General features: G+C 44.7%; 25 protein-coding genes. 10 read left to right on the top strand and 15 right to left on the bottom strand.

Annotated elements, in window-relative coordinates; genetic code table 11:
* Window positions 1–2: 2 nt before the first annotated feature.
* Window positions 3–569 carry a cytochrome oxidase biogenesis cluster protein gene (locus KHN79_RS16655; protein WP_182011435.1) on the bottom strand — a complete coding sequence of 189 codons (567 nt, stop codon included), beginning with the start codon at window positions 567–569 and terminating at the stop codon, window positions 3–5.
* The gene (locus KHN79_RS16650; protein ID WP_182011483.1) at window positions 566–1333 is read right to left on the bottom strand and encodes an SURF1 family protein; all 768 of its coding nucleotides are present in this window, start codon (window positions 1331–1333) and stop codon (window positions 566–568) included. The genes KHN79_RS16655 and KHN79_RS16650 overlap by 4 nt, the downstream gene beginning before the upstream one ends.
* Between KHN79_RS16650 and KHN79_RS16645 the strand changes: the two genes are divergently transcribed.
* A complete protein-coding gene (locus KHN79_RS16645; protein WP_182011436.1) occupies window positions 1332–1568 on the top strand; it encodes a DUF2909 family protein in 237 nt (78 codons plus the stop codon). The genes KHN79_RS16650 and KHN79_RS16645 overlap by 2 nt on opposite strands.
* Window positions 1569–1581: 13 nt before the next feature.
* On the opposite strand, the gene KHN79_RS16640 is transcribed toward KHN79_RS16645, so the two are convergent.
* Genes KHN79_RS16640 through coxB form a run of 4 tightly spaced genes read right to left on the bottom strand, consistent with a single transcriptional unit; the run spans window position 1582 to window position 5874 of the window.
* Window positions 1582–2466, bottom strand: a complete 885-nt coding sequence (locus KHN79_RS16640) for a cytochrome c oxidase subunit 3 (protein WP_211907307.1) — start codon at window positions 2464–2466, stop codon at window positions 1582–1584.
* Between the two features lie 51 nt (window positions 2467–2517).
* Entirely contained in the window at window positions 2518–3057 is a 540-nt protein-coding gene (locus KHN79_RS16635) for a cytochrome c oxidase assembly protein (RefSeq protein WP_182011437.1), read from the bottom strand.
* Between the two features lie 16 nt (window positions 3058–3073).
* On the bottom strand, window positions 3074–4714 hold the full coding sequence (gene ctaD / locus KHN79_RS16630) for a cytochrome c oxidase subunit I (protein ID WP_182011438.1): 1641 nt from the start codon (window positions 4712–4714) through the stop codon (window positions 3074–3076).
* Complete coding sequence (coxB, locus tag KHN79_RS16625) at window positions 4711–5874, bottom strand: cytochrome c oxidase subunit II (protein ID WP_220455417.1); 1164 nt, start codon at window positions 5872–5874, stop codon at window positions 4711–4713. Before coxB ends, ctaD begins: the two co-directional genes overlap by 4 nt.
* 311 nt (window positions 5875–6185) lie before the next feature.
* Between coxB and KHN79_RS16620 the strand changes: the two genes are divergently transcribed.
* Window positions 6186–7880, top strand: coding sequence for a phospho-sugar mutase (locus KHN79_RS16620; RefSeq protein ID WP_182011440.1), 1695 nt, complete (start codon window positions 6186–6188; stop codon window positions 7878–7880).
* Between the two features lie 507 nt (window positions 7881–8387).
* On the opposite strand, the gene KHN79_RS16615 is transcribed toward KHN79_RS16620, so the two are convergent.
* The 3 genes from KHN79_RS16615 to KHN79_RS16605 all read right to left on the bottom strand — a co-directional run bounded on the left by KHN79_RS16615 (window position 8388) and on the right by KHN79_RS16605 (window position 10908).
* A complete protein-coding gene (locus tag KHN79_RS16615) occupies window positions 8388–8912 on the bottom strand; it encodes a hypothetical protein (RefSeq protein ID WP_182011441.1) in 525 nt (174 codons plus the stop codon).
* Complete coding sequence (locus KHN79_RS16610) at window positions 8909–9760, bottom strand: hypothetical protein (protein ID WP_182011442.1); 852 nt, start codon at window positions 9758–9760, stop codon at window positions 8909–8911. Before KHN79_RS16610 ends, KHN79_RS16615 begins: the two co-directional genes overlap by 4 nt.
* Before the next feature lie 512 nt (window positions 9761–10272).
* Window positions 10273–10908, bottom strand: coding sequence for a LysE family translocator (locus KHN79_RS16605; RefSeq protein ID WP_182011443.1), 636 nt, complete (start codon window positions 10906–10908; stop codon window positions 10273–10275).
* A gap of 248 nt (window positions 10909–11156) precedes the next feature.
* On the opposite strand from KHN79_RS16605, the gene KHN79_RS16600 reads away from it, so the two are divergent.
* Together KHN79_RS16600 and KHN79_RS16595 are read left to right on the top strand one after the other, a co-directional pair.
* Window positions 11157–11870 (top strand): AzlC family ABC transporter permease, encoded by a 714-nt coding sequence (locus KHN79_RS16600; protein WP_182011444.1) that lies wholly within the window; start codon window positions 11157–11159, stop codon window positions 11868–11870.
* A complete protein-coding gene (locus KHN79_RS16595; RefSeq protein WP_182011445.1) occupies window positions 11867–12178 on the top strand; it encodes an AzlD domain-containing protein in 312 nt (103 codons plus the stop codon). Before KHN79_RS16600 ends, KHN79_RS16595 begins: the two co-directional genes overlap by 4 nt.
* On the opposite strand, the gene KHN79_RS16590 is transcribed toward KHN79_RS16595, so the two are convergent.
* Window positions 12175–12789 carry a fumarylacetoacetate hydrolase family protein gene (locus tag KHN79_RS16590; protein WP_182011446.1) on the bottom strand — a complete coding sequence of 205 codons (615 nt, stop codon included), beginning with the start codon at window positions 12787–12789 and terminating at the stop codon, window positions 12175–12177. The genes KHN79_RS16595 and KHN79_RS16590 overlap by 4 nt on opposite strands.
* A gap of 334 nt (window positions 12790–13123) precedes the next feature.
* Between KHN79_RS16590 and KHN79_RS16585 the strand changes: the two genes are divergently transcribed.
* The 4 genes from KHN79_RS16585 (at window position 13124) to KHN79_RS16570 (ending at window position 17883) form a co-directional block, all read left to right on the top strand.
* Window positions 13124–14092, top strand: coding sequence for a porin (locus KHN79_RS16585; protein ID WP_182011447.1), 969 nt, complete (start codon window positions 13124–13126; stop codon window positions 14090–14092).
* A 740-nt stretch (window positions 14093–14832) separates the two neighbouring features.
* Window positions 14833–15447 carry a glutaredoxin gene (locus tag KHN79_RS16580; protein WP_182011448.1) on the top strand — a complete coding sequence of 205 codons (615 nt, stop codon included), beginning with the start codon at window positions 14833–14835 and terminating at the stop codon, window positions 15445–15447.
* Window positions 15448–15664: 217 nt separating this feature from the next.
* The gene (locus KHN79_RS16575) at window positions 15665–17236 is read left to right on the top strand and encodes a PAS domain-containing methyl-accepting chemotaxis protein (protein ID WP_182011449.1); all 1572 of its coding nucleotides are present in this window, start codon (window positions 15665–15667) and stop codon (window positions 17234–17236) included.
* Between the two features lie 188 nt (window positions 17237–17424).
* On the top strand, window positions 17425–17883 hold the full coding sequence (locus tag KHN79_RS16570; protein ID WP_182011450.1) for an exoribonuclease R: 459 nt from the start codon (window positions 17425–17427) through the stop codon (window positions 17881–17883).
* 276 nt (window positions 17884–18159) lie between these two features.
* On the opposite strand, the gene KHN79_RS16565 is transcribed toward KHN79_RS16570, so the two are convergent.
* Window positions 18160–19719 (bottom strand): HD-GYP domain-containing protein, encoded by a 1560-nt coding sequence (locus KHN79_RS16565; RefSeq protein ID WP_182011451.1) that lies wholly within the window; start codon window positions 19717–19719, stop codon window positions 18160–18162.
* A 323-nt stretch (window positions 19720–20042) separates the two neighbouring features.
* Here KHN79_RS16565 and KHN79_RS16560 point away from each other — a divergent pair, with 323 nt between their 5' ends.
* Window positions 20043–21356, top strand: a complete 1314-nt coding sequence (locus KHN79_RS16560; protein ID WP_182011452.1) for a molybdopterin-dependent oxidoreductase — start codon at window positions 20043–20045, stop codon at window positions 21354–21356.
* A 47-nt stretch (window positions 21357–21403) separates the two neighbouring features.
* Window positions 21404–22024 carry a c-type cytochrome gene (locus KHN79_RS16555; RefSeq protein ID WP_182011484.1) on the top strand — a complete coding sequence of 207 codons (621 nt, stop codon included), beginning with the start codon at window positions 21404–21406 and terminating at the stop codon, window positions 22022–22024.
* A gap of 35 nt (window positions 22025–22059) precedes the next feature.
* On the opposite strand, the gene KHN79_RS16550 is transcribed toward KHN79_RS16555, so the two are convergent.
* The 4 genes from KHN79_RS16550 to KHN79_RS16535 form a co-directional block, all read right to left on the bottom strand.
* Window positions 22060–22662 carry a methyltransferase domain-containing protein gene (locus tag KHN79_RS16550; protein ID WP_182011453.1) on the bottom strand — a complete coding sequence of 201 codons (603 nt, stop codon included), beginning with the start codon at window positions 22660–22662 and terminating at the stop codon, window positions 22060–22062.
* A gap of 150 nt (window positions 22663–22812) precedes the next feature.
* Entirely contained in the window at window positions 22813–24030 is a 1218-nt protein-coding gene (locus tag KHN79_RS16545) for an AMP-binding protein (RefSeq protein WP_182011454.1), read from the bottom strand.
* Window positions 24031–24039: 9 nt separating this feature from the next.
* Entirely contained in the window at window positions 24040–24861 is an 822-nt protein-coding gene (locus KHN79_RS16540; protein ID WP_182011455.1) for an ABC transporter ATP-binding protein, read from the bottom strand.
* Between the two features lie 55 nt (window positions 24862–24916).
* A complete protein-coding gene (locus KHN79_RS16535) occupies window positions 24917–26161 on the bottom strand; it encodes an ABC transporter substrate-binding protein (protein WP_182011456.1) in 1245 nt (414 codons plus the stop codon).
* Window positions 26162–26179 lie beyond the last annotated feature (18 nt).

Genomic DNA, 26179 nt, shown 5'->3' with positions numbered 1-26179 from the left:
CCCTATCCCACTCGGGATAACTTAAGCAATTTGCGCAAATCAGCCAGCATATCCTTACTGAGCTTAACTAAATCTTCGTTTGGCTTTGGTGTGTAGGACATAACTAACTGCCCTAAAGGATCGACGATAACCACCTGCCCCTGTTCAACTTTCTCTTCAACCGAGGCATTCATTACCATTGTCTCCATTGGCATATCCACCAAGTCAGACGTTCCGGAAGTCCAGAGAACAGGCACAACGCGTTCCTGATACTTACCTAACGCTATGTGGCTTTGTTTAAGAAGGTGGAGCTGTTGCTGGCACTGCGTATCACACTGTTCAGGAACCACATACGCTAACTGCCATCCGTGAACCGTTTGAGGAGAGGCTTGCCCTAATTGCCCTAACGTTGTGTAAGGTTCAATCAGTTCGCCTCGGTTTGTTACACCGCTGTGATACCAGCCCTGACTCAAAATCAGCTTAGCGATAATGGCCGGAAGGGCAAACATACAAACCAATGAAATCAGGACTAAACGCCCTTTCGTAACATTCGATTTTGTAATATTCGATTTAGCGACATTCGAATTCATGCTTCACCTCCATGTGATGCTGCTGATTTAGACCAGCGAATATAAATAGCTACCGTCAGCAGTAAAAAAACGCCAGCCATCGCAAACCACTGGAATGCGTATCCAAAATGTTTGGCGCTGGTAAGTGGCAACGGATTCCAGGGGAACTCATATGGCCACTGAACCAGGTTGTCAGGTTGCAGAACAGCGGGCATAAGCTCGACATTCAATAACTCATTCAACTGAGAAATATTGAGATTTTGCACCCGGACGGTATCGCCTAGTTCTGGCATCAGTTCGGAGCTTAATGGGTTCATAGATTTGCGATACAGGCGCCCGGTTATAAAAGTTGGCCCTTCTAACTCTTGAACAGCGGGTAACTCAGAACGGGAACGTGCCCCTTCCACAAAACCAAGCTCCATAAGAGCTAAAATGTTCTGTTCTTGGTTTACTGATACAACCTGATAAGCCAGATAGCCGACTTTTCCGTTATAAGTTTGGTTATCCAGTAAAATGACCGGCAACGGTTCTGGAACTACTTGTGCTTTAACCCTAACGCCTAATACGCTCGATTCACGCCAGTCATTATTGTCTAGTACGATCCTCATATCCTGATAAGGTAAATCCGCACGGGCGAGGATAGATTGTTCAAGCGCTTGTTTCTCTGTTCCTCTCTCCAATTGCCAAAAGCCCAGTTTGACCAACAGTGAAAACACAGCCACAGTTAAACAAACCGCTACCCAAAACCGCTTCGATAATAATAACGATGAAACCGGAGGTTCCATGTCCACCGTATTCCTGTTCAAATTAATGCTGGTCCTTTTGCTGCTTTTCATCATTTTCAACCTCGCAAAAGCGCTTATCGAAATGGTTCGCGAAGACCCGGATAATCCCGATAGCAGCCATAAACCAATGAGCCACTATTTGGGTCGTCGTGTTATGTTTTCCGCTTTGGTTGTGATCCTTCTTCTTATCGCATTAAGTTCTGGCTGGTTAGATCCCAACCCTCGGCCTTACTAGTTTAGGAGTAAAATCAAAGTACATAGACAAATACGAACAGACAAAGCCATACCACATCAACAAAATGCCAGTACCAGCTACCCGCCTGAAAAGCAAAATGGTTGTGAGGTGAGAAATGGTCTTTAGCAATCCTAAAAAGCAACACGGTTAAGAAAATCGTACCAAGACAGACATGCATACCATGGAACCCTGTCAGCATAAAGAAGGTGTTCCCATACACCCCGGACTGAAGTGTAAGCCCGATTTCCTGATACGCGTGAATGTACTCTTCTGCTTGGTAAAACAAGAAGAAAGCCGCGAGTACTATGGTGATTTCTAACCAGACGATAAGCGCAGTACGCTTGTTCTGCTCCAGGCTGATGTGTGCCATATGCAGCGTGATAGACGAAAGTAATAAAATAATGGTATTGGTCAGTGGAATCCCTTGCCATGGCATGGCTTGTGTCGTTTCACCACCAGGCGTCGTGGTTAACGGCCATGTTGCCTCAAAGTTCGGCCAGAGTACTTCATTGGTCATAAAGTTATTATCCGCCCCACCTAGCCATGGGACAGCGATCATTCTGGCGTAGAACAGTGCACCAAAAAATGCACCAAAGAACATCACCTCAGAAAAGATGAACCAACTCATTCCCTGACGGAACGACCGGGTAATTTGTGAACTGTATTGCCCCGTCAACGACTCGGTAATCACATTACTGAACCATCCGGCAAGCATATAGAGCAAAAACAAAAAGCCCACAGCAAGCACTATGTGACCAATAGTTCCGACCGCGCCGTCACTTTGCGTTCCTTGCACTGTCATACCAGCACCGAGGGCGACTAAGAACAAAGCAAATGCGCCAATGATTGGCCAACTGCTCTGAGCAGGAACATAGTAAGTCGCAGGTTTATTACTCATAAGTTCTCTCCTTACAGACCTTATCCGATCTGTGTCGCTCTCTGTAAGAGACTAACTGCCATCCGAGGGCAGTTTATAGAGCGTGTATGACAGCGTTAATGTATGTATTGAGTCGGGAACGTCTGGCTCAATGTAAAAAATCAGCGGCATTTGTGCCCGCTGCTTACCATCTAAAGGTTGCTGATTGAAACAGAAGCACTCAATTTTATTAAAGTAAGCCGCACCATTACCGGGTGAAACTGAGGGCACCGCCTGACCGACAAGCTTCTGCCCGCTCTCGTTAAAGGCAAGATACTCGGTTTGCACCACTTCTCCCGGGTGCACATCCATCGAAATGACTTTTGGCTTAAACTCCCATGGCATGTCTGGGGTCACGTGAGCCATAAACTCTACATGTATCGTCCGGCTCGTGTCAGGCACCATACCTTTCGGCTGAATAGCCGCCACTTCACTGGTTTTGCCGTTAATACCTAATGCATCGCACATCACGTCGTAAAGAGGAACCAGTGCAAAACCAAAGCCGAACATGAGCACAGTCGCAAGCAGCAACTTGATGGTCAGCTTTCTGTTGGATGGATTTGACTTAGTCACACTCGCCACCTATCCGCTAGTCGATTTTAGGTGGTGTGGTGAAGGTATGATGCGGTGCCGGACTCGGTACTGTCCATTCCAGCCCTTCTGCACGCTCCCAAGGTTTCGCCATCGCCTTCTCACCACCACGGATACACTTAATCACGAGCCACAAGAAAATCAGCTGGGACAGGCCGAAAGCAAAGCCACCGATAGACACGATTTGGTTTACATCAGCAAACTGAATCGCATAGTCCGGGATTCGTCTCGGCATGCCTGCGAGCCCTAAGAAATGCATCGGGAAGAACAGCACATTGACGGAGATAATGGAGCACCAGAAATGCCACAGACTGAGCTTGTGGTCATACATATTTCCGGTCCACTTCGGAAGCCAGTAATACGCCGCCGCCATAATTGAGAACACCGCGCCTGAAACCAGTACGTAATGGAAATGAGCAACGACAAAATAGGTATCATGGTACTGGAAGTCAGCCGGTACAATAGCGAGCATCAGTCCCGAGAATCCACCAATGGTGAACAGAACAATAAACGCAATCGCAAACAACATTGGGGTCTCAAAGGTGAGTGAACCACGCCACATCGTCGCGACCCAGTTAAATACTTTTACCCCCGTTGGTACCGCAATCAGCATGGTGCAGTACATGAAAAAGATTTCCGCAAACACCGGCATACCTGTGGTAAACATGTGGTGCGCCCAAACTAAGAAGGACAACAGTGCAATACTACAGGTTGCATACACCATAGAGTGGTAACCAAATAGCTTTTTGCCACTGAATGCAGGGAGAATTGCAGAGATGATGCCAAAAGACGGCAGGATCATGATGTACACTTCTGGGTGACCGAAGAACCAGAAAATATGCTGGAACATGACAGGGTCACCGCCACCAGCCGCATCAAAGAAGCTGGTACCAAAATACTTATCAGTCAGAACCATAGTCACCGCACCAGCCAGTACTGGCATTACGGCAATAAGCAGGAAAGCAGTGATCAGCCACGTCCAGACAAACATCGGCATTTTGAACCAGGTCATGCCCGGAGCGCGCATATTGACGATGGTTACGATGACATTGATTGCCCCCATGATGGAACTGATACCCATGATATGTACTGAGAAAACAAACAGCGCGGTACTGTCAGGTCCATAGGTGGTAGAGAGTGGCGCGTAGAACGTCCAGCCAAAGTTAGGCGCTCCCCCAGGCAGAAACAGTGAACTCAATAAAATCAGGAACGCGAAAGGTAAAATCCAGAAGCTCAGGTTGTTCATCCTCGGCAATGCCATATCAGGTGCGCCGATCATCATCGGAATCATCCAGTTCGCCAACCCGGTAAATGCAGGCATAACGGCACCGAATACCATCACCAGGCCATGAACGGTTGTCATCTGATTGAAGAACTCGGGATCAACCAACTGTAAACCAGGCTGGAACAATTCGGCACGGATAACCATTGCCATTGCCCCGCCAGTGAGAAACATCGTAAAGCTAAACCACAGGTATAGCGTTCCGATATCCTTATGGTTGGTCGAATACAACCAACGAGTAATCCCTGTAGGAGCATGATGAAGATCGTGGTCATCATCCAACGTTATGGTTGAATTCGCCGAGGTTTGCGCTTCTACCGGCGCAGACTTTACTGCTCTTTCTGCTGGCTTACTCATATTTCCTCCTTAGCACTGTTTTGTGCTTTAAAGGCATCGACGTCAGATGCTTGCACGGTGTCACCAGTGTCATTACCCCACGCATTGCGTTGATAGGTAACCACTGCTGCAATTTCTTTATCACTCAACTGGTTAGCAAAAGCCTGCATGGCAGTTCCAGCTCGGCCGTTCACAACTACGCCGATATGCTCAGCCATATTACCTGTCGCTACTGGGCTGCCTTTAATTGCTGGGAATGCCCCCGGAATACCCTCACCACTGGCTTGATGACATACCGCACATCGCGCGGTGTAAATGGCTTCACCTTCTGTCATTAATTCGTCCATAGATAAGTCTTGGGTTAGCGCTTCTTGTGCTGCCGCTTTTTGCAGCGCAATTTCTTCTTTTTTAACCGCTAACCACTGCTCATACTCGTCTTCAGCCATCGCATGAACAACGACAGGCATGAAGCCATGGGCACGACCACATAGCTCTGCGCATTGGCCTCGGTATACACCGGGCTCATCGATACGTGTCCACGCTTCGTTAATAAAGCCGGGAATGGTGTCTTTCTTCACGGCAAAATCGGGGACCCACCAGGAATGAATCACATCATCAGAGGTGAGAAGAAAGCGAACTTTACGGTTCACAGGAAGTACCAGAGGATTATCAACCTCAAGCAGATAATGCGCTCCTTTGGTTTCAATTCCGTCGATTTGCTTCTGACTTGTGGCGAGTAGGCTGAAGAACTCGACATCTTCGCCAAAGTAGTTGTAGTGCCACTTCCACTGTGAACCCGTGATTTTAATGGTGAGATCCGATTGGCTAGTATCTTCCATTGCAACTAAAGTTTTTGTTGCGGGAATCGCCATTGCAATGAGAATGATGATCGGGATAACCGTCCAGATGATTTCCACTTTAGTACTTTCATGGAAATGAGCAGCAACAGCTCCTTTTGACTTGCGATGACGAATGATGGAATAAAACATGACGCCAAAAACAACGATGGCAATCGCACAGCAAATATAGAAGATCAGCATATGCAAATCATAGACTTGCTCACTGATCGCTGTGACCCCTTTCGTCATATTGTAGTCGTTGTCTTTAGACCAACCGTAGGAGGAGAACGTGATTAAAGTCACATTCAGTGTTAAGGCAAGAGTAGTTGCTAATCTTTTCAAAAGATCTCTCCTCTGCTCAGCCGCTTCGCTCACGCGAGCTTCCTTGCGTCCCGATGCAAATATCGAACAAATTTAAGAAAAATCGCAAAAACTGCGATTTCGACATGGTTTGTTATATTTATGTTAAAAGGCTAGTTATAGTTCTAAAGTTCTTCAAGTAATAAAACGCGAATAAATTTTGTTCGATCAAGAAAAATAAAATCGGTTTAACGATTGCCCTGTTTGAATAGCAATTGAGAACCATTTACATTGACTGCAAGCTATGACGTAAAAGTCGATACAAGTAGACCCCCTACTAAGGAAAGACAGACATGACCGCAATAATTGATCAATGGCTAGCACGAGACCCTGACCCTAAAACTCGTGAAGAGCTGCAACACCTGGTAGACACTAATGCACAGCAAGAACTGAACGACAGATTCGGCTCACGTCTTGCGTTTGGTACCGCAGGGCTGCGCGGAAAAGTGGGCGCTGGTCCAAACCGCATGAATCGCCTGGTAATTCAGGAAACCGCGACCGGACTTGGTCACTATCTAATTGATCAGGTGAAAGATGCCAGTTCACGTGGCGTCGTCATCGGCTACGACGGTCGCCCAGACTCTAAACAGTTTGCTCACGACACGGCGTCAGTACTGACCGCACTTGGGATTAAGGTCTACCTTACTCATAAAGTCGCTGCGACTCCGATCGTTGCATTTGGTGTACGCAAAATGAATGCTGCTGCAGCTGTTGTCGTCACAGCAAGCCACAACCCGCCGGAATACAACGGCTTTAAAGTTTACTGGGAAAACGGTGCGCAAATTATCCCGCCGCATGATTCTGGTATCGCTGCAAAAATTGACGAAGCTACCACCAAGCCTTTACCTCTCATGTCATTAGACGATGCAAAACAGAAAGGTCTACTGGTCTGGCTGGAAGATGACTACTACCAAACATACCGTAGAGTTATGAATGAAAACGCGTTGCTAACGCCAGATAACAACACAGATATTTCTATTGCCTACACTGCGATGCATGGTGTGGGTGCCGAAATGGCAGAGACCCTTTTATCGGACGCCGGGTTCAAGAAAGTGGCGAGTGTAACAGAGCAGCGAGAGCCTGATGGCACCTTCCCGACCGTCAACTTCCCGAATCCGGAAGAAGCCGGTGCAATGGACATGGTGATGGCATTGGGTAAATCTGTAGATGCCGATATCGCGTGTGCTAATGACCCTGATGCAGACCGCTTTGCAGTAGCAGTGAAGCGCCCTGATGGGGAGTATCAAATGCTCACGGGTGACCAGGTTGGCTCACTGTTTGGTGACTACTTGTTAGAGCAGCAACCAAACTCGCTGGTTGGTAATACGATTGTCTCTTCTCGCCTGTTAAGCAGCATCGCTAAAGCGCATGGCGCAGAATACTACCAGACGCTGACCGGGTTTAAATGGCTGACCAATATAGCAATGCTTAAAGAAACCGAGCAAAAACCGTTCTTGTTCGCTTACGAAGAAGCATTAGGTTACACCGTTGGTAATAAAGTCTGGGACAAAGACGGTCTATCGGCAATTGTTGCTTTCTCGCAGTTAACCGGAAAACTAAAGGCACAAGGTAAAACCGTATGGGATAAGCTGGAAGCGCTTTACCGTCAGCATGGATTTTACTTCAATGCACAACGCAGTATTGCACTGGATCCAAAATCTCCGCCTATCGGTGACAAGTTGAGAGCAAATCCACCGAAGGATATCGCAGGTAAGAAAGTGGCGATAACGGAAGACCTGAAAACATCGATAAGATGTTACGACGACGGATTAGAAGAGGCGATTGATCTACCGTCAAGCGACGTGTTGATTTACCATCTTGAAGATCAATCACGTGTCATCGTTCGCCCTTCAGGTACTGAACCAAAACTAAAATGTTACTACGAAGTCATCACAGACTTCCCGGACAACATGAATTACGAGCAGGCTCAGAAAGCGGCAGAAGCGAAGATGAATGACCTTATTAACGCTCACCAGAATAGCTTGTAAGTCATTTTGCTAGACTCTGAAAATAAAAAGAGGTGCTGATTAATACCCAAGTAACCTCAAGATGCCCGGTTCAGCGAGAATGACTTGGCTTACAGACGAGGCAACGATTTGATGATCTAGTGGTTCTAAATCAAAAATCGTTAACAAAGTATGTAAGCCAAGGCAACTCGCCCTTTGGGAGCATGTCACTGAAACAATTTCATCGTCAAACAACTCGGAAAGAGCTCGCTATTACACAGCGTCGTTTTCCTTGAACTTGAATCAGTGACATTGCTCTGAAGCCTGCATCTTGAGGTCACTTGGGTATAGAGGCCGATATTTTATGGGGATCTGAGGATTAACTTAGATCCCTTTTTGGTTCAAACAGATTAGAAGCTTAGATTACGAAAATTTAAAAGTACGTAGGGTGATATGAGTTCTACCCAGAAAAACAACAGGTTATCGCTCCAAAGTAAAACAATTCGGTTCTATCATGTTTCTGTACCCGACCTCGTAATTTAATACCCTTTACTCTTTAGATACGTAAGCCTCTTTGACATAAGCATTCACAACTGGCAGCTCTCTTAAATATCCGTATTTAGCAATACTGTTGATCTCATCATCGGTACAAAATTGTAAGTCTTTAACCATAGCCTTAATGATATGAGTGCTAGACAATAATGTGAATGGAGGGCAGTCGTTATAGCCATGTTCACGAGCTATGATGCTTTGTCGATGATATTCGAATAGTTGGCCAGGAACAGCTATTATTAATGCCAAAAGTGTCGTTACTACCAATAGTTTCACAGCAATCCCTAAACTATCTTTTCCCCAAAGACTCAATTTCACGACGCAGCATACATACGGAGGAACAAATAAAAAAGTTGCATAAAAGACTAAATAAGTTGGGTCGATGTAAACTATGCCATAGTCATTTACTATTTGTTTTCGTAAAGTTTTAAATTCATAATAATTTATCAATTCAACGATAAACAACCAACAGAGAGAAATGGACACAATTAAAACCACAGATAATAAGATGTATTTTTTCATCTAAAATACCCACTGAATGAGCTATTATTTAATTGGTGCAGTGATTTTTGTGTTATAGCCCTTTGGTTTACTTTATTTATATCTTCATATGCTAGAAGCATGATATGTTTGTTTATTGATTCTAATATTTTCTCCCTAATTTGATATCGTCCATCAAGCATACCTAGACCTAGACCCACCGCAACTGAAACAAAAACTCCTGCGGCTATGGGAATCAAAACTATACCAACTCCAGCCAGCATCGTTCCCGAAATATAACCTAATGTTGCAGAAATAGACGCTATAACGACATCTGCACTTATATTTACAACCCAATTCGCTACAGAGTAGTTCTTTGTTAATGCCAACTCTAAAGTTCGGAAAACAACAGAATAAATAACGGTAACTATGACCCCTGCTTTGGCTGAAGTTTTCATCCCCTCTTTTCCAATACCTAAAGCGATGATCTTAGCGTTATCCGATAAATACCGAGTACCTTTGATTAGATTTCTAAGCTTATGATTACCTTTAAACTTGATATAGCTTTTATCACCGTTCTGAGTAATCTCATATTTTCCTAAAATCGCCCCACCTCTTTTTAAGTCTTCAGCCAATAAGTAGAAACTTCTTACATCGTGTATAGCGCTACCATAGGAAGCTGAAAATCCAGCGATACCAAGAGTAACAGCTTTAACGTCAATTTGTTTTTCATTCAGCCCCTGCTGCTTCTGATTGGCTACCCATAAAGCTGTCAAACCTTTTGCTTCTAGTACATACATATCAACTTCTTGAACATCCGAGCTTTGAATACAAGCATCACGCTTTGATTTATTTTTTTTACTTAAACATTGAAATCTAGAGCTTGGCATTTCTGACTGTCTCCTAAAAATAATTTTCGCTATTTTAGGAATTTTATGTGTAGTTGACCTTCTTAAATCACGCAATTGCGTATCAAATCTCTCTTACCTTGAAACTGTCAATATTAATTATTAATCAGTAATAACTAATGCTCTAAGAAACAAGTGTGTTAATACTTCAGTCTTACATCACCAAAAATGTAGTATGTTAAAAACAAAATGAAGCATAGTTTTGGGGTTAGCTTCTATCTCCTTCTGATAATTATTGCCAAGGATAGTTTATCCTTAATAGAATTTGGATGTCTTCATACACCAAAACCAGCATCGTAGCTCATCATTAGACAGAACGGCTTTGTTTAATTAGTAATTCATGAGTAAGTACAAGCATGGGAAAGTCGCTAAACTTATCACCCAAACCTCTAGGGCAGATCAGTACTAAAAAGGGACCTGAGTTTAAACTCAGATCCCCATAACTTATCAGCCTGGCTGATTTATGCTTCATTTATTGAGCGGTGAAAAAACACCTACCCCGAAACCAGGTTACTCAACATCCACAGTGCGAGTATCACAAACACAAGCCCCATCAGCTTATGTTGGTACATTCTGAATTTTTCATTCTCAATCAGCCCCTTACCTAGCGTACCGGCTAAGGCAACTAATAACAGATTAAACAACAGACCCATCACATTGAGCAGTAAACCCAGCGCGAGCATTTGTTCGCCAGAAGACGCAGTGATATTACTTGAGACAAACTGAGGCAAGAACATGACAAAAAAGACTAGCGCTTTCGGGTTAAGCAAGTTACTCATCAACGCTCGCTGATAGTAAGTTGAGGCCATCTTACTCATCTGGTCAAGCTCTGGAGCAGAAGACGCTTGCGCTCTCAAACAATCCCACCCCATCTTTAATAAATACGCACCGCCTAACAGGTGGAGTACTTTAAGCGCCATAGGGCTCATGGCAATCAAGGTCGACACACCCATTGCAGCCAGCAGAGTTAAAATAACGCCAGAAGTCGCATTGCCTAAGCTGGCAAACAAACCCACTTTTTTACCATAGCTCATGCTCGAGCTAGCAATCAGTAACATGTCAGGGCCAGGTAACAGTAATAAGGCAATAACAGCGGTGAGATAAACAGGAAGAACAACTAAATCAATCATAATGGAACAGGGTTACTACAAAATAGCGCCGGATTTTATACCAACAAATTAACTCACAACAATACTTTTAATCCATAAATAGCAATTAAATTAGTACAAGAAAATTGTAAATGCATTAAAAACAAATCATTAACCCACACCCAACAATTTCATCATTCTTAAAACACATAGCAATTTTGTTCAAGGCACATTAACGTACTCGCGCTACCGTGTAGTTAATCTAATTTTTGGAATAATAAGAACACACTATGGATAACACTTTGCCTTTAGAAGAAGAACCAAAAGCCTCACTGTTCTGGCAAGGCACAATAGCCATGATGCCACTTAGTATCGCAGTACTCCCATGGGGGTTGCTTGCAGGCTCATTTGCAATTGATACCGGTCTCCATCCTATTGAGGGGCAGGCCCTGTCAGCAATTCTATTTGCGGGTTCTGCTCAACTGGTCGCTATGGGGATGATCAAAGCTGGTGCAGGTCTGGCAACCATGCTTTTAACCACGTTTTTCATTACATCGAGACACTTTTTGTATAGCGTATCGATGCGCAGCAAGATCTCACCGCTTCCCCTCAGATGGAGGCTGTCACTAGGGTTCTTACTAACCGACGAGTTATTTGCCATCGTAGGTCATCACTCCGACAAACAATTTAACCGATGGTACGCACTTGGCGCGGGATTGAGTTTTTACCTGATTTGGAATCTCGCCACACTAACGGGAATCATAGCGGGTAGTATGATTCCGGAGCTTAACGAGATGGGGCTTGAGTTTGCAGTGGCGGCAACATTCATCGCTATTGTTGTACCTACGATAAAAAACGTCGCGGTACTCTCAAGTGTCGTCTGTGCTTTGGTGAGTTCAGTAGCTCTGAGTTATTACGAGGTGGAAGGAAGTTTGATGATATCGAGCATTTTAGCGATGTTAACTGGTTATTTCGTTGAACAAGTCGTGGAGAAACGCCAATGATTATGTTGTCCATCTTGCTTATGACGGCGCTCGTCTTTACCAGCCGATACCTGTTTCTTGAGCCAAAACTGCCAGTTCGATTGGGTACACGCACCCAAAACATCCTGAGTTACGCTAGCCCTACGGTACTGACCGCAATTTGGGCACCCATCGTATTTATTCCCGAAGGTGAACTTGGTCTGAGCTTGCAAAATCCATTTTTGCTCGCTGCCATTATCGCGGCAGTTATCGCTTATCTGACAAAGAACGTTTTACTCACCACGGTAGTGAGTATGGTCGCGTTCCTTATCTTAAGAGTGGCGCTTTAATTCGCCACCCACTCCGTTTCCAGCAGAGTGACGTCGCCACATTTCAAACGGCCTAGAAAGACGTCACCTTGGTGGACTTCCCCGACACCTTGAGGTGTTCCTGTCATTACCACATCACCGCTTTGCAATGTCGTGTAACTGCCGAGCTCTTCCAGAATGGTCAACGGCGGATATAGCATCTGCTTCACATGACCTTTCTGCACGTGAACACAGTTAATTAGAAGCTCTAGGTTCAGGTCATTAATATCAATACCTTCAAGAGAGACAAAGCGGCTGAAAACAACCGATCCATCAAATGCTTTTGCGCGTTCCCACGGTAGTCCCTGCTGTTTCAGTTTCGCCTGCAAGCCTCGCTTGGTCAGGTCAAGTCCCAGACCAACTGCCGAGTACTGGCCATCTTTAATTAAAAAACAGATTTCAGCTTCATAATGCAGAGGCTCCTGATGGAAGGACTGTAAAGTCGCCGAGACGGAGGTTGAAGGCTTATTAAACACGACCATCTGATCCGGTATCGCATTATCCAGTTCATGTATGTGCTCAACGTAGTTACGCCCGACACACACCACCTTACCCACTTCAACTTTCCTATCTTCAACTTGAACTACTTTCATCGCTCTTCCCTGCAAAACTATGCATCAAAATAATCTAACTCTTTGACTAGGCGACATTAGATCGCATACACATTAACTAAATGCAAAAAATTCAGCCCATTTTGAGTTTTCTGTCACCAATTCAGTCCAGATACTCTTCCCGCATTGATACTCAACTTGCATAACAAAGAACGACTAATGAGTAATATATTGAAAAGTCAGTCATTTACTAGCAACAAAACTGAAATTAAATCATAACGAAACAGAAATCTATCTTTCATTTTTCCGGTTTACCTTAGCGTCATTCACACATCAGGCAAGAAAGCCCATTTATAACAACTAAGGTAATATCATAATGAAAAAGGCAGCACTCACTACTGCAATTCTTACAGCATTGGTAACAGCACCATCATTCGCAGCAACGGTTTACAAAAACGAAGGTACCGAGCTAAAAGTTGGTGGTCGCGTTGAATTCCGTGGCGACTTTATCGGTTCTGGCGGCGCTGAAGTTGAAGGTTCAATGAAAGATAAGAGCCGTGCTCGCGTTAATCTGAAAGGTAAAACGGACATCGGTAACGGCCTGTCAGCATTTGGAGTATATGAAGCTGAACAAGACACTGGTAAGAGTGAGTTTAAAAACCGTTACATGTACGCTGGTGTAAATACAGACTCAGGTGCATTCTCGGTCGGCCGTCAGGACATGGCTGCTGTGATCATCTCTGACATGACGGATATCACGGAGTTTTCAGGCGTTCAACAAGTGATTGATTCATCTTCTGATAAGCAAAACAGCGTGTTTGCATACCGTGGTGAATTTGATGCGCTGCAGCTACAAGCGACTTACCAGGCAAACTCTGGTGATAACGAAGACAAGTACGGTATTTCTGGTATCTATTCTCTGCCGATGGGTCTGGATTTAGGCCTTGCATACTCAGGCGGAGATATCGACGCAGACAACTCTGAAGACCAAATCCTTGGCGGTATTGCGTACTCACTGGATGATCTCTACCTTGCTGGTACATACTCACAAGGTCAGTTGGACGATTCTGAAGACTTCACGGCTTACGAACTAGTAGCAAGCTACAAAGTTGCTAGCCAGGTAACTTTAGCGGCGCTTTATACTTACCAGGAAAACGACCCAAACAACGGTGGTGCATACGATGCTGTTGATGGTATCGAGCTTGTTGGCTACTACAAACTAAACAGTAACTTCCGTACTTACCTTTCTTACTACCTGAACCAGCTTGATGAAGAGAAAAATGAAGATGGTAAAGTAGTTGAAGGTGAAGACACACTGCGTCTTGGCGTACGCTACGATTTCTAATACCAATCTGGATAAGTAAGTGGTCAATTTATTGCGCAGGAAAAATCGCTTAGAGCAAGGCATAGATTGCAGTAACTAGTTATTCTAATTGCAAAATCTATAACGCAGCTATCAGCGATTTTAACCAGCAAGAATGAGCAAGTACTTATTTAGATTGGTATGACACTCTCTTGTCCTAGAGCGAATCCTTGGCCGGCATTTTTGTCGGCCATTTTTAGTTTTAATAACCCATTGTTTGAAGCTTCGCCGATTATTCATTCTATTTTCATCGACTTGCGCGCTATACGTCGCATTTTTCTGCCCTATTTTAATGCAATTAATCACTGACTTAGTGCACACTTTCTGTGTAGCAAAAGTAACAAAAAAATAAAACCAATAAAATCAATAAGATAAAAGTTGGCACGCGAACTGCATTATAGATATTGCAAATGCATGGCAGCGTTTGTGCTTCTCGTTCTTTGTACCTGTTATAACAGGCACGTCCTTTGAATTGGTAATGTGGCCTCCCTCTGGGAGGCATTTTTTTTTTATTGGCGTCACGACCAATAGAACATATGATCCATACACATTCGAACACCCTGAAATAGTCAATTGAATCAAAACTCTACACAATGGTACGCATCAGGACTTATAGCTGAGTGGTCTTTCAGGGCATATATGAAAAAACATCACAACATCGTTTGAAAGAAAAACCTGACTTTCGAGTTCTATATTTTAGGAAAGGAAATAAGGAACGTCGTATGACACAACCAATCAAAATTACACTCTATCGTTGGGCCGGAAGCTGGGGACCTTTTAAGGTGAACATTCCTTGTGGCGAATGCACGCTCACTCACGACATTTTAACCGATACCTTCAAAAATGAATTATCGGACGTTCCGATAGAGCTGGAAGTAAAAGACTGGTTGTCGCACTGGTGGGAACCGTTAAAAGCCGGAGCGTGGCACGCTCCAATCCTGATTGTAGAAGGTAAAGTAGTGAGTCAGGGAGAAGCTCTAAACCGAGGTGTATTAGTCCAATCCGTTATTTCCGAATGGGTAAAGCGCGATCAGATTACAGGCAACATCATCTATGGCAAGGAGACCTGCCCCTACTGTAGCAAAGCTAAACAAATGCTAGATGACGCTGGTATAGCGCATCGGTACTACGATGTGGTGAAAGACAGTGCAGCTCTTTACAGGATGATCCCGGAAGTAAAAGCAATCATCGGTGAGAAAACGCCAGTCACTGTGCCACAAATTTGGCTTGACGGTGAATACGTTGGGGGCGCAGATAATCTGGAAAAGTGGTTAGCAGCAAGGGGGCTGGATCAAGTCCCGAATAATGTAGTTGAAATACCAAGCCAGTCCGCCTAGTAGTTTCATTAATGTCGTCGAAACTGGTGTGTAAAGCAAGGAAGCTACCATCGCCCATAAAAAGACTTTGCCTTGCTGTACATCAATTTCGTACAAATCACATAATTCACTATGGATACACCGCCTTGGTTTACCTGGATCAATGCTTTTGAGTAAAATATCAATTATAAAAATAAGTATATAAAAAATAAAATTGATTAAAAAGGAATTGCTTGCAATGGGTGAAAACAAGGCTCCCTCTCAAAAAGAGGTTGAACTTACGGCTGATGCAAATCTTATTTCTACCACAGACCCTACTAGTATTGTGACTTACGCGAACGATTCATTTTGCGATGTTGCGAACTATCAACAAGATGAACTGGTTGGAAATCCGCATAACATCGTCCGTCATGCAGATATGCCTAAAGCGGCATTTAAACAAGTGTGGCAAACCATTCAGTCCGGACGCAGTTGGATGGGTTTGGTAAAAAACGCACGAAAAGGCGGTGGTTTTTACTGGGTTTCGGCTTTTATTACTCCGATTACAGATGCCGCGGGTAACATTGTTGAATATCAGTCGGTACGAACCAAACCAAAGCGTGAATGGATTAAGCGTGCCGAAACGCTCTATAGCCATTTACGCAAGGACAAACTGCCAACTCAGCTAAAGTTACCAAGATTTAGTTTTAGTTGGGGACGCTATCTGGCAGCGGGTATCACTGTTGCGAGTTCAGTAGCTGTGATTGCAGGTGCATCACCAATCCTTTGCGGCTCTGCATCATTGTTAGCGATGGCCGGCATGACAATTAATGAGTTGTTTCATCGCCGCCGTTTGAAACAAGTTACAAAAGCAGCCTCTGCTGCCTACGATAACCCTCTCATGGAGTGGGTATATACTGGCCGTTATGATGACTACTCTGTGATTGAACTAGCACTCAATAAACGCACTGCTGAGATTCGAGCCATCATCGGGCGAGCGACGGAAACGTCCAAAGGTATTCAAGAAGATGCTCAGAATGAACTATCTAATCAAGAAGAGATAAAAGATAATTTAGCCCGCCAAGGCATAGAGACTGACTCTGTTGCTACCGCTGTGACAGAATTGGCGCATTCAATCCGAGACGTCGCCAATAATGCAGTGGAAGCGTCAGCCTTAGTCAATCAGGTTAACCAGTTAGCTGACCAAGGTTCTGAAAATGTAGATCAAACCATTGATTCTGTCGCGGATCTTCACGAAGCTTTAGAAGAAGCGAAAGTCATCATTAATGACTTGTCAGCAAGCAGTCAGCAGATTGAGACGATCCTTGAAGTTATCAGTAGCATTGCTGATCAAACCAACTTACTTGCTCTAAATGCAGCGATTGAAGCAGCGCGCGCAGGTGAAAGCGGCCGAGGCTTTGCGGTTGTTGCTGACGAAGTGCGAACACTCGCTTCCAAAACTCAATCTTCAACAGAAGAAATCCATAGCATGATATCCCACCTGCAAAGCACGGCAAGTAAAGCTGTAAATGCGATGGATCACGGCAGTAAATTATCTGATGTCTGTAGAGATAAAGCAATTGGTACAGGTGAGGTATTAAAACGTGTCAACACTATGCTTAGCGATGTGAACAGCGCTAGCCATCAGATTGCGGCGGCAGTAGATCAACAAGCGACAGTAACCGAAGATATAAATCGTAACGTCGCGAAAATTAAGCAACTCTCAGAATCAAACATCGGACATGGTGAAGCCTCAGTAAACCGAACTGGTGAATTGGTGAGCAAACTGGAAGAATTGCAACGCTTGATGGTTCAGTTCCAAAAACATTAAACCCCTCTTAGTTCAAATAAAAGCCGCAAATCGCGGCTTTTTTAATCAGAAAACTTGCCTTACCCTGAGAGTCAGAGTCATTCCCGTTATGACAGGTTCTCAAAACTCCCTTGGATAAATTAGTGGCAAATGAGTTTTCAGTGTTTAGAATGCACGGGTTGAAATTTATAACCAAATAAAGTGATTTTATGCTCCGCGATTACACCTTTGAATGTCTCGTTACCATGCCACGCCATGAACTAGAAGAGTTCAGTGCTCGAATGATCAGTAAAATGGTGCCAGAAGATGTGATGAATGAACTATTTACTTTTGAACAAGAGGAAGTAGACAGTGAAGAACGCATGTTGTCGGCACGTCTTGATGCGATGTTACGTATCACAGCTATTGCACTGAGTGAGATTCAGCAAGCTTTTGAGGATTCAGAAAATGCGAAGCAAAACAGTGAAAGGATGACGCGATTGGTGCTATGGCATTTTTATGCGATCTCATTCCACTTGGAAGAAGCCATCACCCTCGAAACCCATTGTGAGCAAGTTGAAACATTACTTAAAAATGCGCCTGTAGACGTATTTGGCTGGGTTAATACCCTGACAACACTGCTGCACACTTATGCTGATATCAATGCTAAGCAAAATCACCAAGATTAAGTAATACCAATCGTAGTAATTAACTGGTCAATCTAGCTGGTTAAAATACTCGATAACTTCGTTGCCTTTTTCTTTCGTTTATAAAGTAGGTTGATTGTAGAATAACTACTTATCGAAAAATTTCGCGTTGTTCTCAAGCATTTTTCCTACGCTATTTCTGAACACTTATTTACTGTGATTGGTATAAGTCTAAGAGTGGATAATTGCCAGGTCTGAATTAGTACAATTAAGGAGATAATGATTTAACTCCTTAATCCTTTTACTACACCGCTGGGTTTAAGCAATATCCTGAATAGCATGCAGTTGACCTACCTGTGGCAGAATGAAGTCCTCTGCATGTGCGTGTAAATCAGCAACCTCTTCAAAGTTATCGATCAACACTTGGCAGAGAACCGGGTCAAAGTGCTTGCCTTTTTGATCGACAAACTCTTGTAACACCTCTTCTCTCGCCCAGGCATTCTTGTAAGGGCGTTTGCTCAATAGTGCATCAAACACATCCGCAATTGCTACTATACGTGCGAAAATGTGGATATCTTCGCCCGATTTCCCACACGGATAGCCATTACCATCCCATTTTTCGTGGTGTTCATGCGCGATAACACAAGCCGTTTGCATCAGTTCAGAGTCGCTACCTCTCAGTAATTCATAACCTATGGAAGTGTGTTTTTTTACAATTTCGAACTCTTGTTTGGTTAATCTACCGGGCTTGTTTAGAATGGCATCAGGTACCGCTATTTTGCCTACATCATGCAGTGGGCTTGCGGTATAGAGTGCATTTATATCTTCATCACTGAGGCCGTAAAGCATCGCCAATTTGCTGGAGACGCAAGCAACTCGGCGCACATGTTGGCCAGTTTCATCCGAACGGCTTTCTAAAATATCCCCCAGTACCTGGATGATTTCTTGCTTTTCATCAAAACGTTTTTGTCGCTCCGTTTCAAGCTGATTCTCATACGCCACTAGGCTTGAAATATCACGCAACATCAAAATGATCGAATCACGTTCATCGCGATAACGCACCATACCCTTGTACTTGTAAAAGTACAGTTCGTAATGGTCACCGTTAACATTCACTATGTTATACAGATGATTGTTGACTTCATCAGACTCACTGATTTCTTGAAAATTAGGAATTACGTCATTAATGTTAAAACACTTCTCGTCCAGACTAACATCCCAATAGTTTTTATCGTCCGCAGTATTAGAGTGTGTCGACAGTATCTTATGGCCCAGACCATTGGCATTACGGATATAACCGAGGTTATCTACACCAAATAACGGTAAATCAATACTTTCAATAATAGAAAGTAGCTGATTTTTATGAGTAAGCACGTCACGATGGCTCTGTTTTATCACTTCGAGTTCTTTATTAGAATCTAAAGATAACTTTTGATATTCATAACAAGTTACTGCTTCACCGCGGTTGAAATAACCATTAATTACGGTAGTTAACCATTCGCGATCTTCTGTCGTAGCATCAAGTGACTTTATTAAATCAAGATAAGCTTCACGATAGTACTTGAGCAAGCCCATGTACATATAAAGTTCAATTGCTCGTCTGTGATGAACAATTGCCCTATCACGGAAATAACCAATGATATCTTCATCCCAATCATTCAGTTCCATTCTTAGATTCGGGTCTAGCTCTCTAATATCACCAACCGAAAGTAAAGCGATTAAACCGTCAGAAACGCCGACAATAGATTCACGCCATGCAGCCGTCGTATTGGTTGTATAGGCTATGTAACCGTATTGGCTTCCTAAATGAATGACTTGTTCAGCCAGCAGATCTGTGCTCGCGGTAATAAGTCGTTTTACTTTTTCAACGATGGGCATAATTGTTGTTATTTAGGTTGTTTTTTAATCAGCGAATAGAGCTCATAATTTTACCCTCTTTTGACCCAAATTTTTTCTTAAGAAGCGGAAATCAGACTTATCTGTCAACTCTTTGTCAGCAGGACTACTCAATGAAGTGCCCAAGCTTCACGTTTTATGCCTAAACAGTTAATAACAAAAATGTTGTTAAGGTCATCAATCGTCGTCTAATGTTATTGATGAAAAACACATTTAAAACGTTATTTTGTAGTGAACAGTTAAACGACCTACTGGACGAAAAGTGATTTAAAAGTTCTGGGGCGTTAGCCATTAAGGAACACATCATGAGTGAGAACGAAAAACACAAGCCGCACGGGATTTATAAATACTATGAGAAAAATCCTGAATCTGCGGATGAAAAAGTATTTGGACGAGTAAGCTACCCTGACAGACGAGGATTTTTGAAGGGCGCAGGTTTGGCAACCATGGCCGCTGTACTTGGAGGAGCTATTCCTTTCCATCGTAATATGCCGGCAGGGATTATTCCCGCCGCTTTTGCGGAAGGTCTGGATGACGTCGTTATCGAAGGTAAAGACGGCCTTACTGTACTCAACGACAGACCAATGAATGCCGAAACACCACCTCACTTGCTCGACGACGACATCACCCCTACCCGCCATCACTTTATACGCAATAACGGTCTCCCACCGACAGATGTTAATCCGGAAGCCTGGTCTTTAACCATTGACGGTTTAGTTGATAAACCAATGACGCTTACGATTGCCGACCTGAAGAAAAACTTCAAAGTCGTTGAACAACAACTAGTTGTGGAATGCGGTGGTAACGGCCGTGCGTTCTTTGACCCTAAAGCCTCCGGTAATCAGTGGACCTATGGCGCTGTCGCCTGCTCTAGCTGGACTGGGGTTCGGTTGGCAGATGTTCTTAAAGCTGCCGGAGTGAAAGATGGCGCGGTTTACACCGCACATTACGGCGCAGATAAACACCTTTCTGGGCAGGAAGGTAAAAGCCCGATTTCCCGTGGTGTGCCGATTGCCAAAGCAATGAGCAGCGAAAACCTTATCGCTTTTGAGCAAAACGGGGAGGCTCTGCATCCGATGAATGGTGCCCCTCTGCGATTAGTCGTTCCTGGTTGGCCTGGCTCCTGTTCACAAAAATGGCTGACTCGCATTCAGATCCGGGACCAGGTACATGACGGCGCCAAAATGACAGGGACATCATATCGCGTACCAAACCGCCCGGTAGCTCCCGGAGAAGAGGTTGCGAAAGAGGATTTCGTGATCATAGAGCGAATGCCGGTGAAATCACTGATTACTTACCCTCAGACTAACAGTCAACTCAATGGCAATGAAGTTAACGTGCGTGGCCATGCGTGGTCCGGAGACCGTAAAGTATCTAAAGTGCAGCTCTCTATTGATTTTGGGGCAACATGGATGGATACCGATCTGGCGAAACCTGCCAATGAGGGCGCGTGGCAAACCTTTAGTGCCAATGTTAAGTTCCCTCAGGCGGGTTACTATGAAATTTGGGCGAAAGCGACAGACGATGAAGATGTCAGTCAGCCTTTTGCCATCGCCTGGAATCCAAAGGGCTACCTCAACAACACTTTCCATCGTATAGCCTTAGTGGTTAAGGGGTAAGTGTGAAGAGAACTGTCATTAAAGAGCGGGTACTCCCGCTCTCTTTTATGCTATTAACGGTTTTTAGCCGATTTGGCGCAGCAAACGAAGAGTTGATTGCAGCTGGCGAGCAACAGGCAATGGTCTGCAAAGCTTGTCACCAATTTGAGCCCAATGGCGTTACTCTTGTCGGGCCGCCTTTATGGGGCATAGCAGAGCGCGACATTGCCAGTTTTACGGGCTTCAGCTACAGCGAAGGCCTCAAGCAGCATCAGGGTAAGTGGGACGCTGACAAGCTTGATGCATTTTTATCATCGCCTAATGACTTTGCACCAGGAACCAACATGGTGTATCCGGGCGTAAAAGACCCGGGCGCCCGCGCCGCTATCATCGCATGGCTTGCTACTAAGAACCCGACTCCTGCCGATTGGGTTACCGCTTCCACAGGAATGGAGGTTAAATCACTTGGCGAGGGAATACTAACACCCGGAGAGAACATGGACCTTGTGGCGGCTGTGTGCTCGGTTTGCCACTCCCTGTATATGGTCACCCAGCAAGGATTAAGCAGAAAAAGGTGGGATAAAATGCTCGATTGGATGATAGAAGAACAAGGTATGGAAGAATTATCGGATAACGATCGGAAAGCGGTACTGGATTATTTATCAACGTATTATGGTATACCCAAATAACCATAATACGTTGATTGTGACGCAGCAGTTGATTGCTACTTCTTCTGCCACACCATCCAGTGTTCTTTTCCTTTGAACACGTCAACACTATCGGAAACTGGTGCAAATTCGATTCGTTTAAAGGATTGCTCCAGCCTACTTTCCAGTTCACCACTGCGCAGGCAAAAAGGAGGGAAACGTGAATCGTAGTCGTCGCTAATGACAAAATAGCCCACTAACAGGCCATTATCGGGCAATAAACGTTCAATCATTGAAAAGTAATTGTCCCACATTTCTCTCGGTAACGCGGCTAAAAATGCTCGCTCATAAATCACGTCAAATGTTTGGGAGAACTCAGCACTGAACACGTCACCCAACTTAACACTATCCTGATATTGACCAAGTTTCGATTTAGCGAGGTTAACGGCCTTTTCACTGTAATCCATCGCAACGACGTTGTGCCCTTGCTGAATAAAGTGAGGGACTTCGTGTGCGGCACCGCAGCCCGGAATAAATACCGATTGAGCCACATCAGAGGTTCGATTTAGATACCCCTGTAACTCCTCAGGCGCTTGACTACGGTCCCAGGGCATCGTCCCCTTAGTAAACAGATTATTCCAAAACTGAGCATCAATTGCTGGTGAGTCTGACGTAGTCATTGTACTTCCTCTAAAGCTTCGCCTTTCAGTCCAAAAAGGGACACGATCTCATACTCGTATCCCTTATATACTCGCATTACCCAGCCTTTATAAATTACTTTCAGATTGAACGTGACCAATGAGATCAATGTTTTCTAAATAAGCCGATTGCTAATTACGTAAATCGTTAATCAGAGGCTGCTCTGTACAGTTTTCTACAAACAAAACATCACCTTTGAGCTTAGTAACAGACTGAAGTGTTGTTTGAATATCATCCGCAGAGACATACTTGCCTTGAGCGCTGTTATCTTGGCAGCAAAACGTAATGGTGTCGTTAAAGCCATCACGTTCAATCTTCAAAGAGCCTCTGATTTCATGGCGTCGACAAACTTCCTGAATCTGATGCGGATAGACAAACAGACCTTTGATTTTAACGGCTGAATCCGCACGTCCCAGCCAGCCCTTTATTCGCATATTAGTGCGTGGTGAATTCGAGTCTCTTTCGATGTAAGCAGACAGATCACCGGTTGCGTAGCGAATCAGCGGGAACTTCTCATCTAGTAAAGTCACGACCACCTCACCGACTTCTCCGGGTTGAACAGGAACACCATCAGGGTCAACGATTTCAACAATGATGTCCTCTGCTACTACCAAACCTTGCTCATCAGGCACTTGATAAGCGATCAAACCAAGTTCCGCGCTTGCGTAGGCTTGATACACATCAATGCCTTTTTCTGTGAAGGCTTGTTGCATTTCTGCTGAGACCGCTTCGCCAGACACCAACGCCTTTTTAATGCTCGGAGGCTGAGCATATTGCTCTTGATACTTCGCAAGCAAAGTAAGCAGATAAGACGGTGTGCCCGTATAGCCGATTGGCTGCAGCTGTTTGATGGCTTCAATCTGGGCTTCAGTGTTACCTACTCCTGCTGGGAATACCGCGCAGCCACAGGCTCTTGCCCCGCCATCCATAATGAATCCGCCAGGGGAGAAATGATAAGACAGCGTGTTGTGGACTAAGTCACCACTACGAAATCCTGCAGCATGAAACGCTCGTCCCATACGCCAGAAATCAGACTCATCCGTTTGTGCTTCATACAAAGGTCCTGGTGATTGAAACACTCGCGCCATCTGACCGATAACGACGCTGTTTAAACCGCCAAACGGCGGCTTAAGCTGCTGCTGGCCAGGCAGATTAAACTTGCGAGTAATTGGAAATTCGGCAAGCCCTTTACGACTGTCCGCGATTGCTGGGCTTAGATTTGCAAAGTGTTTACCATAGTGATCGCTGTGCGCTTTTGCGTTCTCAATCAGCGTTGGTAAGCGCTCAAACAGTGCCTGTTCTCTTTCTGTTGGAGATAAGGATTCTTTTGTGTCGAATAGTTCGTTCATGATAACTCCCTACAACCAACGCTTACGACGTTTGTAAGACTTAAGGTTCTTAAAGCTCTTGCGCTCTTCATCGCCGCCACCAAGGTAGAACTCTTTCACGTCTTCGTTATTGAGCAGCTCATGCTTACTACCATCCAGTACGATTTTGCCTGATTCCATAATGTAGCCGTAATCGGCGGCATGAAGCGCAAAGTTCGCGTTCTGCTCAACCAATAGCATGGTGATGCCCTGGTCTTTATTGATTTTCTCGATAATACTGAATACTTCTTTTACCAGCAGTGGCGATAACCCCATCGAAGGTTCATCCAGCAAAATCATTTTCGGGCGAGCCATGAGTGCACGGCCAATCGCTAACATTTGCTGCTCACCACCCGACAAGTAGCCGGCAAGCCCCGTGCGCTCTTTAAGCCGAGGAAAGTAGTCAAACACCATTTCGATGTCTTGCTCGACTTCATTGTCATTGCGGGTAAACGCCCCCAGACGCAGGTTTTCAATGACGGTCATGTCTTCGACTATCCGACGCCCTTCCATAACCTGGAAAATACCGGAACGAACGATTTCTTCCGGGCTCTTATTATCGATACGCTCACCCATGAAGTTAATTTCGCCACGGGTCACTTCACCATCTTCAGTTTTCAGCAAACCAGAGATTGCTTTTAGTGTGGTCGATTTTCCCGCACCATTAGCCCCCAATAACGTTACGATCTGACCTTTTGGTACTTCAAGACTTACGCCGCGCAGAACCAGTATTACCTCGTCGTAGACCACTTCGATATTGTTTACAGAGAGTAAGATTTCTGCAGGTTCGACTTCCCTTGCTAATTCACTCATCAAGTTACTCCTTGTGAAGGCAGAGGGAATACCCCTGCCTGTCCTATTTTCTTAATTAGTAACCTAGCCAATCGTCACGACGTGACAATGTAACCTGAGACACTTTTTTGATGTCAACGGTTCCGCCCTGGTTATTACCCATAAACACGTTTACGGTTGTTGTGCCACGGTGATCTTCTGGTTGCCAGTTAGCAGGAATACACACACCCTCTAGACCTTTCGGTACCCAGTTCTTGTGTACGTACATACCTTTCTTGATGTTGTCACCGGTAATACCGCCATTCGCTTTTGCCCACTCCATCGCTTCTTTCATGTAGAACGCAGAACAAACGCCACGGATGTAGTGGTGAGTTCGGAACTCTCCCGGTTCAGATTCAGACTGTTTAGAGATTTCACGTACCAGCTTCATGCCTTCTGTATCATCACCCCAGAATGCAGTCATGACAGGGAATACGTAATCTTTCAGGCCATCACCTGCCGCTTCTATCACAGGTTTATCACCACCCCAGATGTTCGCCATATACTGGAAATCGGTCCCTACCGTGTTACATGATTTCACCAGCGAAATGACCGAGCCACCTAAGTTGGCGATATAGCCGTAGTTAGTACCTGACTCCTTAAGCGACAGACATTGCGCTTTGAAATCACCTGGTTTGAGAGACACGACCACAGGGTTTTGTACTTCAAAACCCAGCTCTTTCGCGTATTCTGCACACGCTTCTTTTGGCGCATTCGGGAAAGGGTGGTTATCACCGATGTGAGTAAATTTAGGCGCAGTGGTGTTGCCTTTTGATTCCCAGTCTTCTTTCGCCCATTTCACCAAGGCGCGACAGGCATCTGAGTAGGACGCTCCATAGAAGAAGTTATACGGAGCAGGCTTGGCCGTTTTCGGGTTTTTTCCTGTCGGGTCAGTTAAGTGACCAGAGTACGAAGCGGAAAATACCGGCACTTTGTCTTTAGTTACAAATGAGATCAGCGCTTCGGTATCGGCCGTGCCCCAGCCTTGCATCGCCACCATGTTCTTACGTGCGACCCAACGCTTATAGTTAGAAATCGCAACCGGCACTTTGTAAGCCATATCAACCGTCTCAAATTCCAACTCAGTACCACTGATGCCGCCATTTTGGTTGATCCACTGCAGAGCGTCTCGCACACCAGAACCGTAAGGTTTACTTACGTATGCAGTTGGACCAGAGAAGTCCACCAGATGTCCTACAAACACGGAATCTTTTGCCCAGGAAGCAGTAGTAAATAGTGCTGAAGAGAGTACTAACGTTGTCGCTAAATGTCCTTTGTTCATAACTCGTAGTCCTTGTTA

The sequence above is a fragment of the Vibrio sp. B1FLJ16 genome (genome assembly GCF_905175385.1).
Taxonomy (GTDB): Bacteria; Pseudomonadota; Gammaproteobacteria; order Enterobacterales; family Vibrionaceae; genus Vibrio.
Note: the sequence above shows the minus strand (reverse complement) of the source record. Positions and strands in the feature narration are given on the sequence as shown.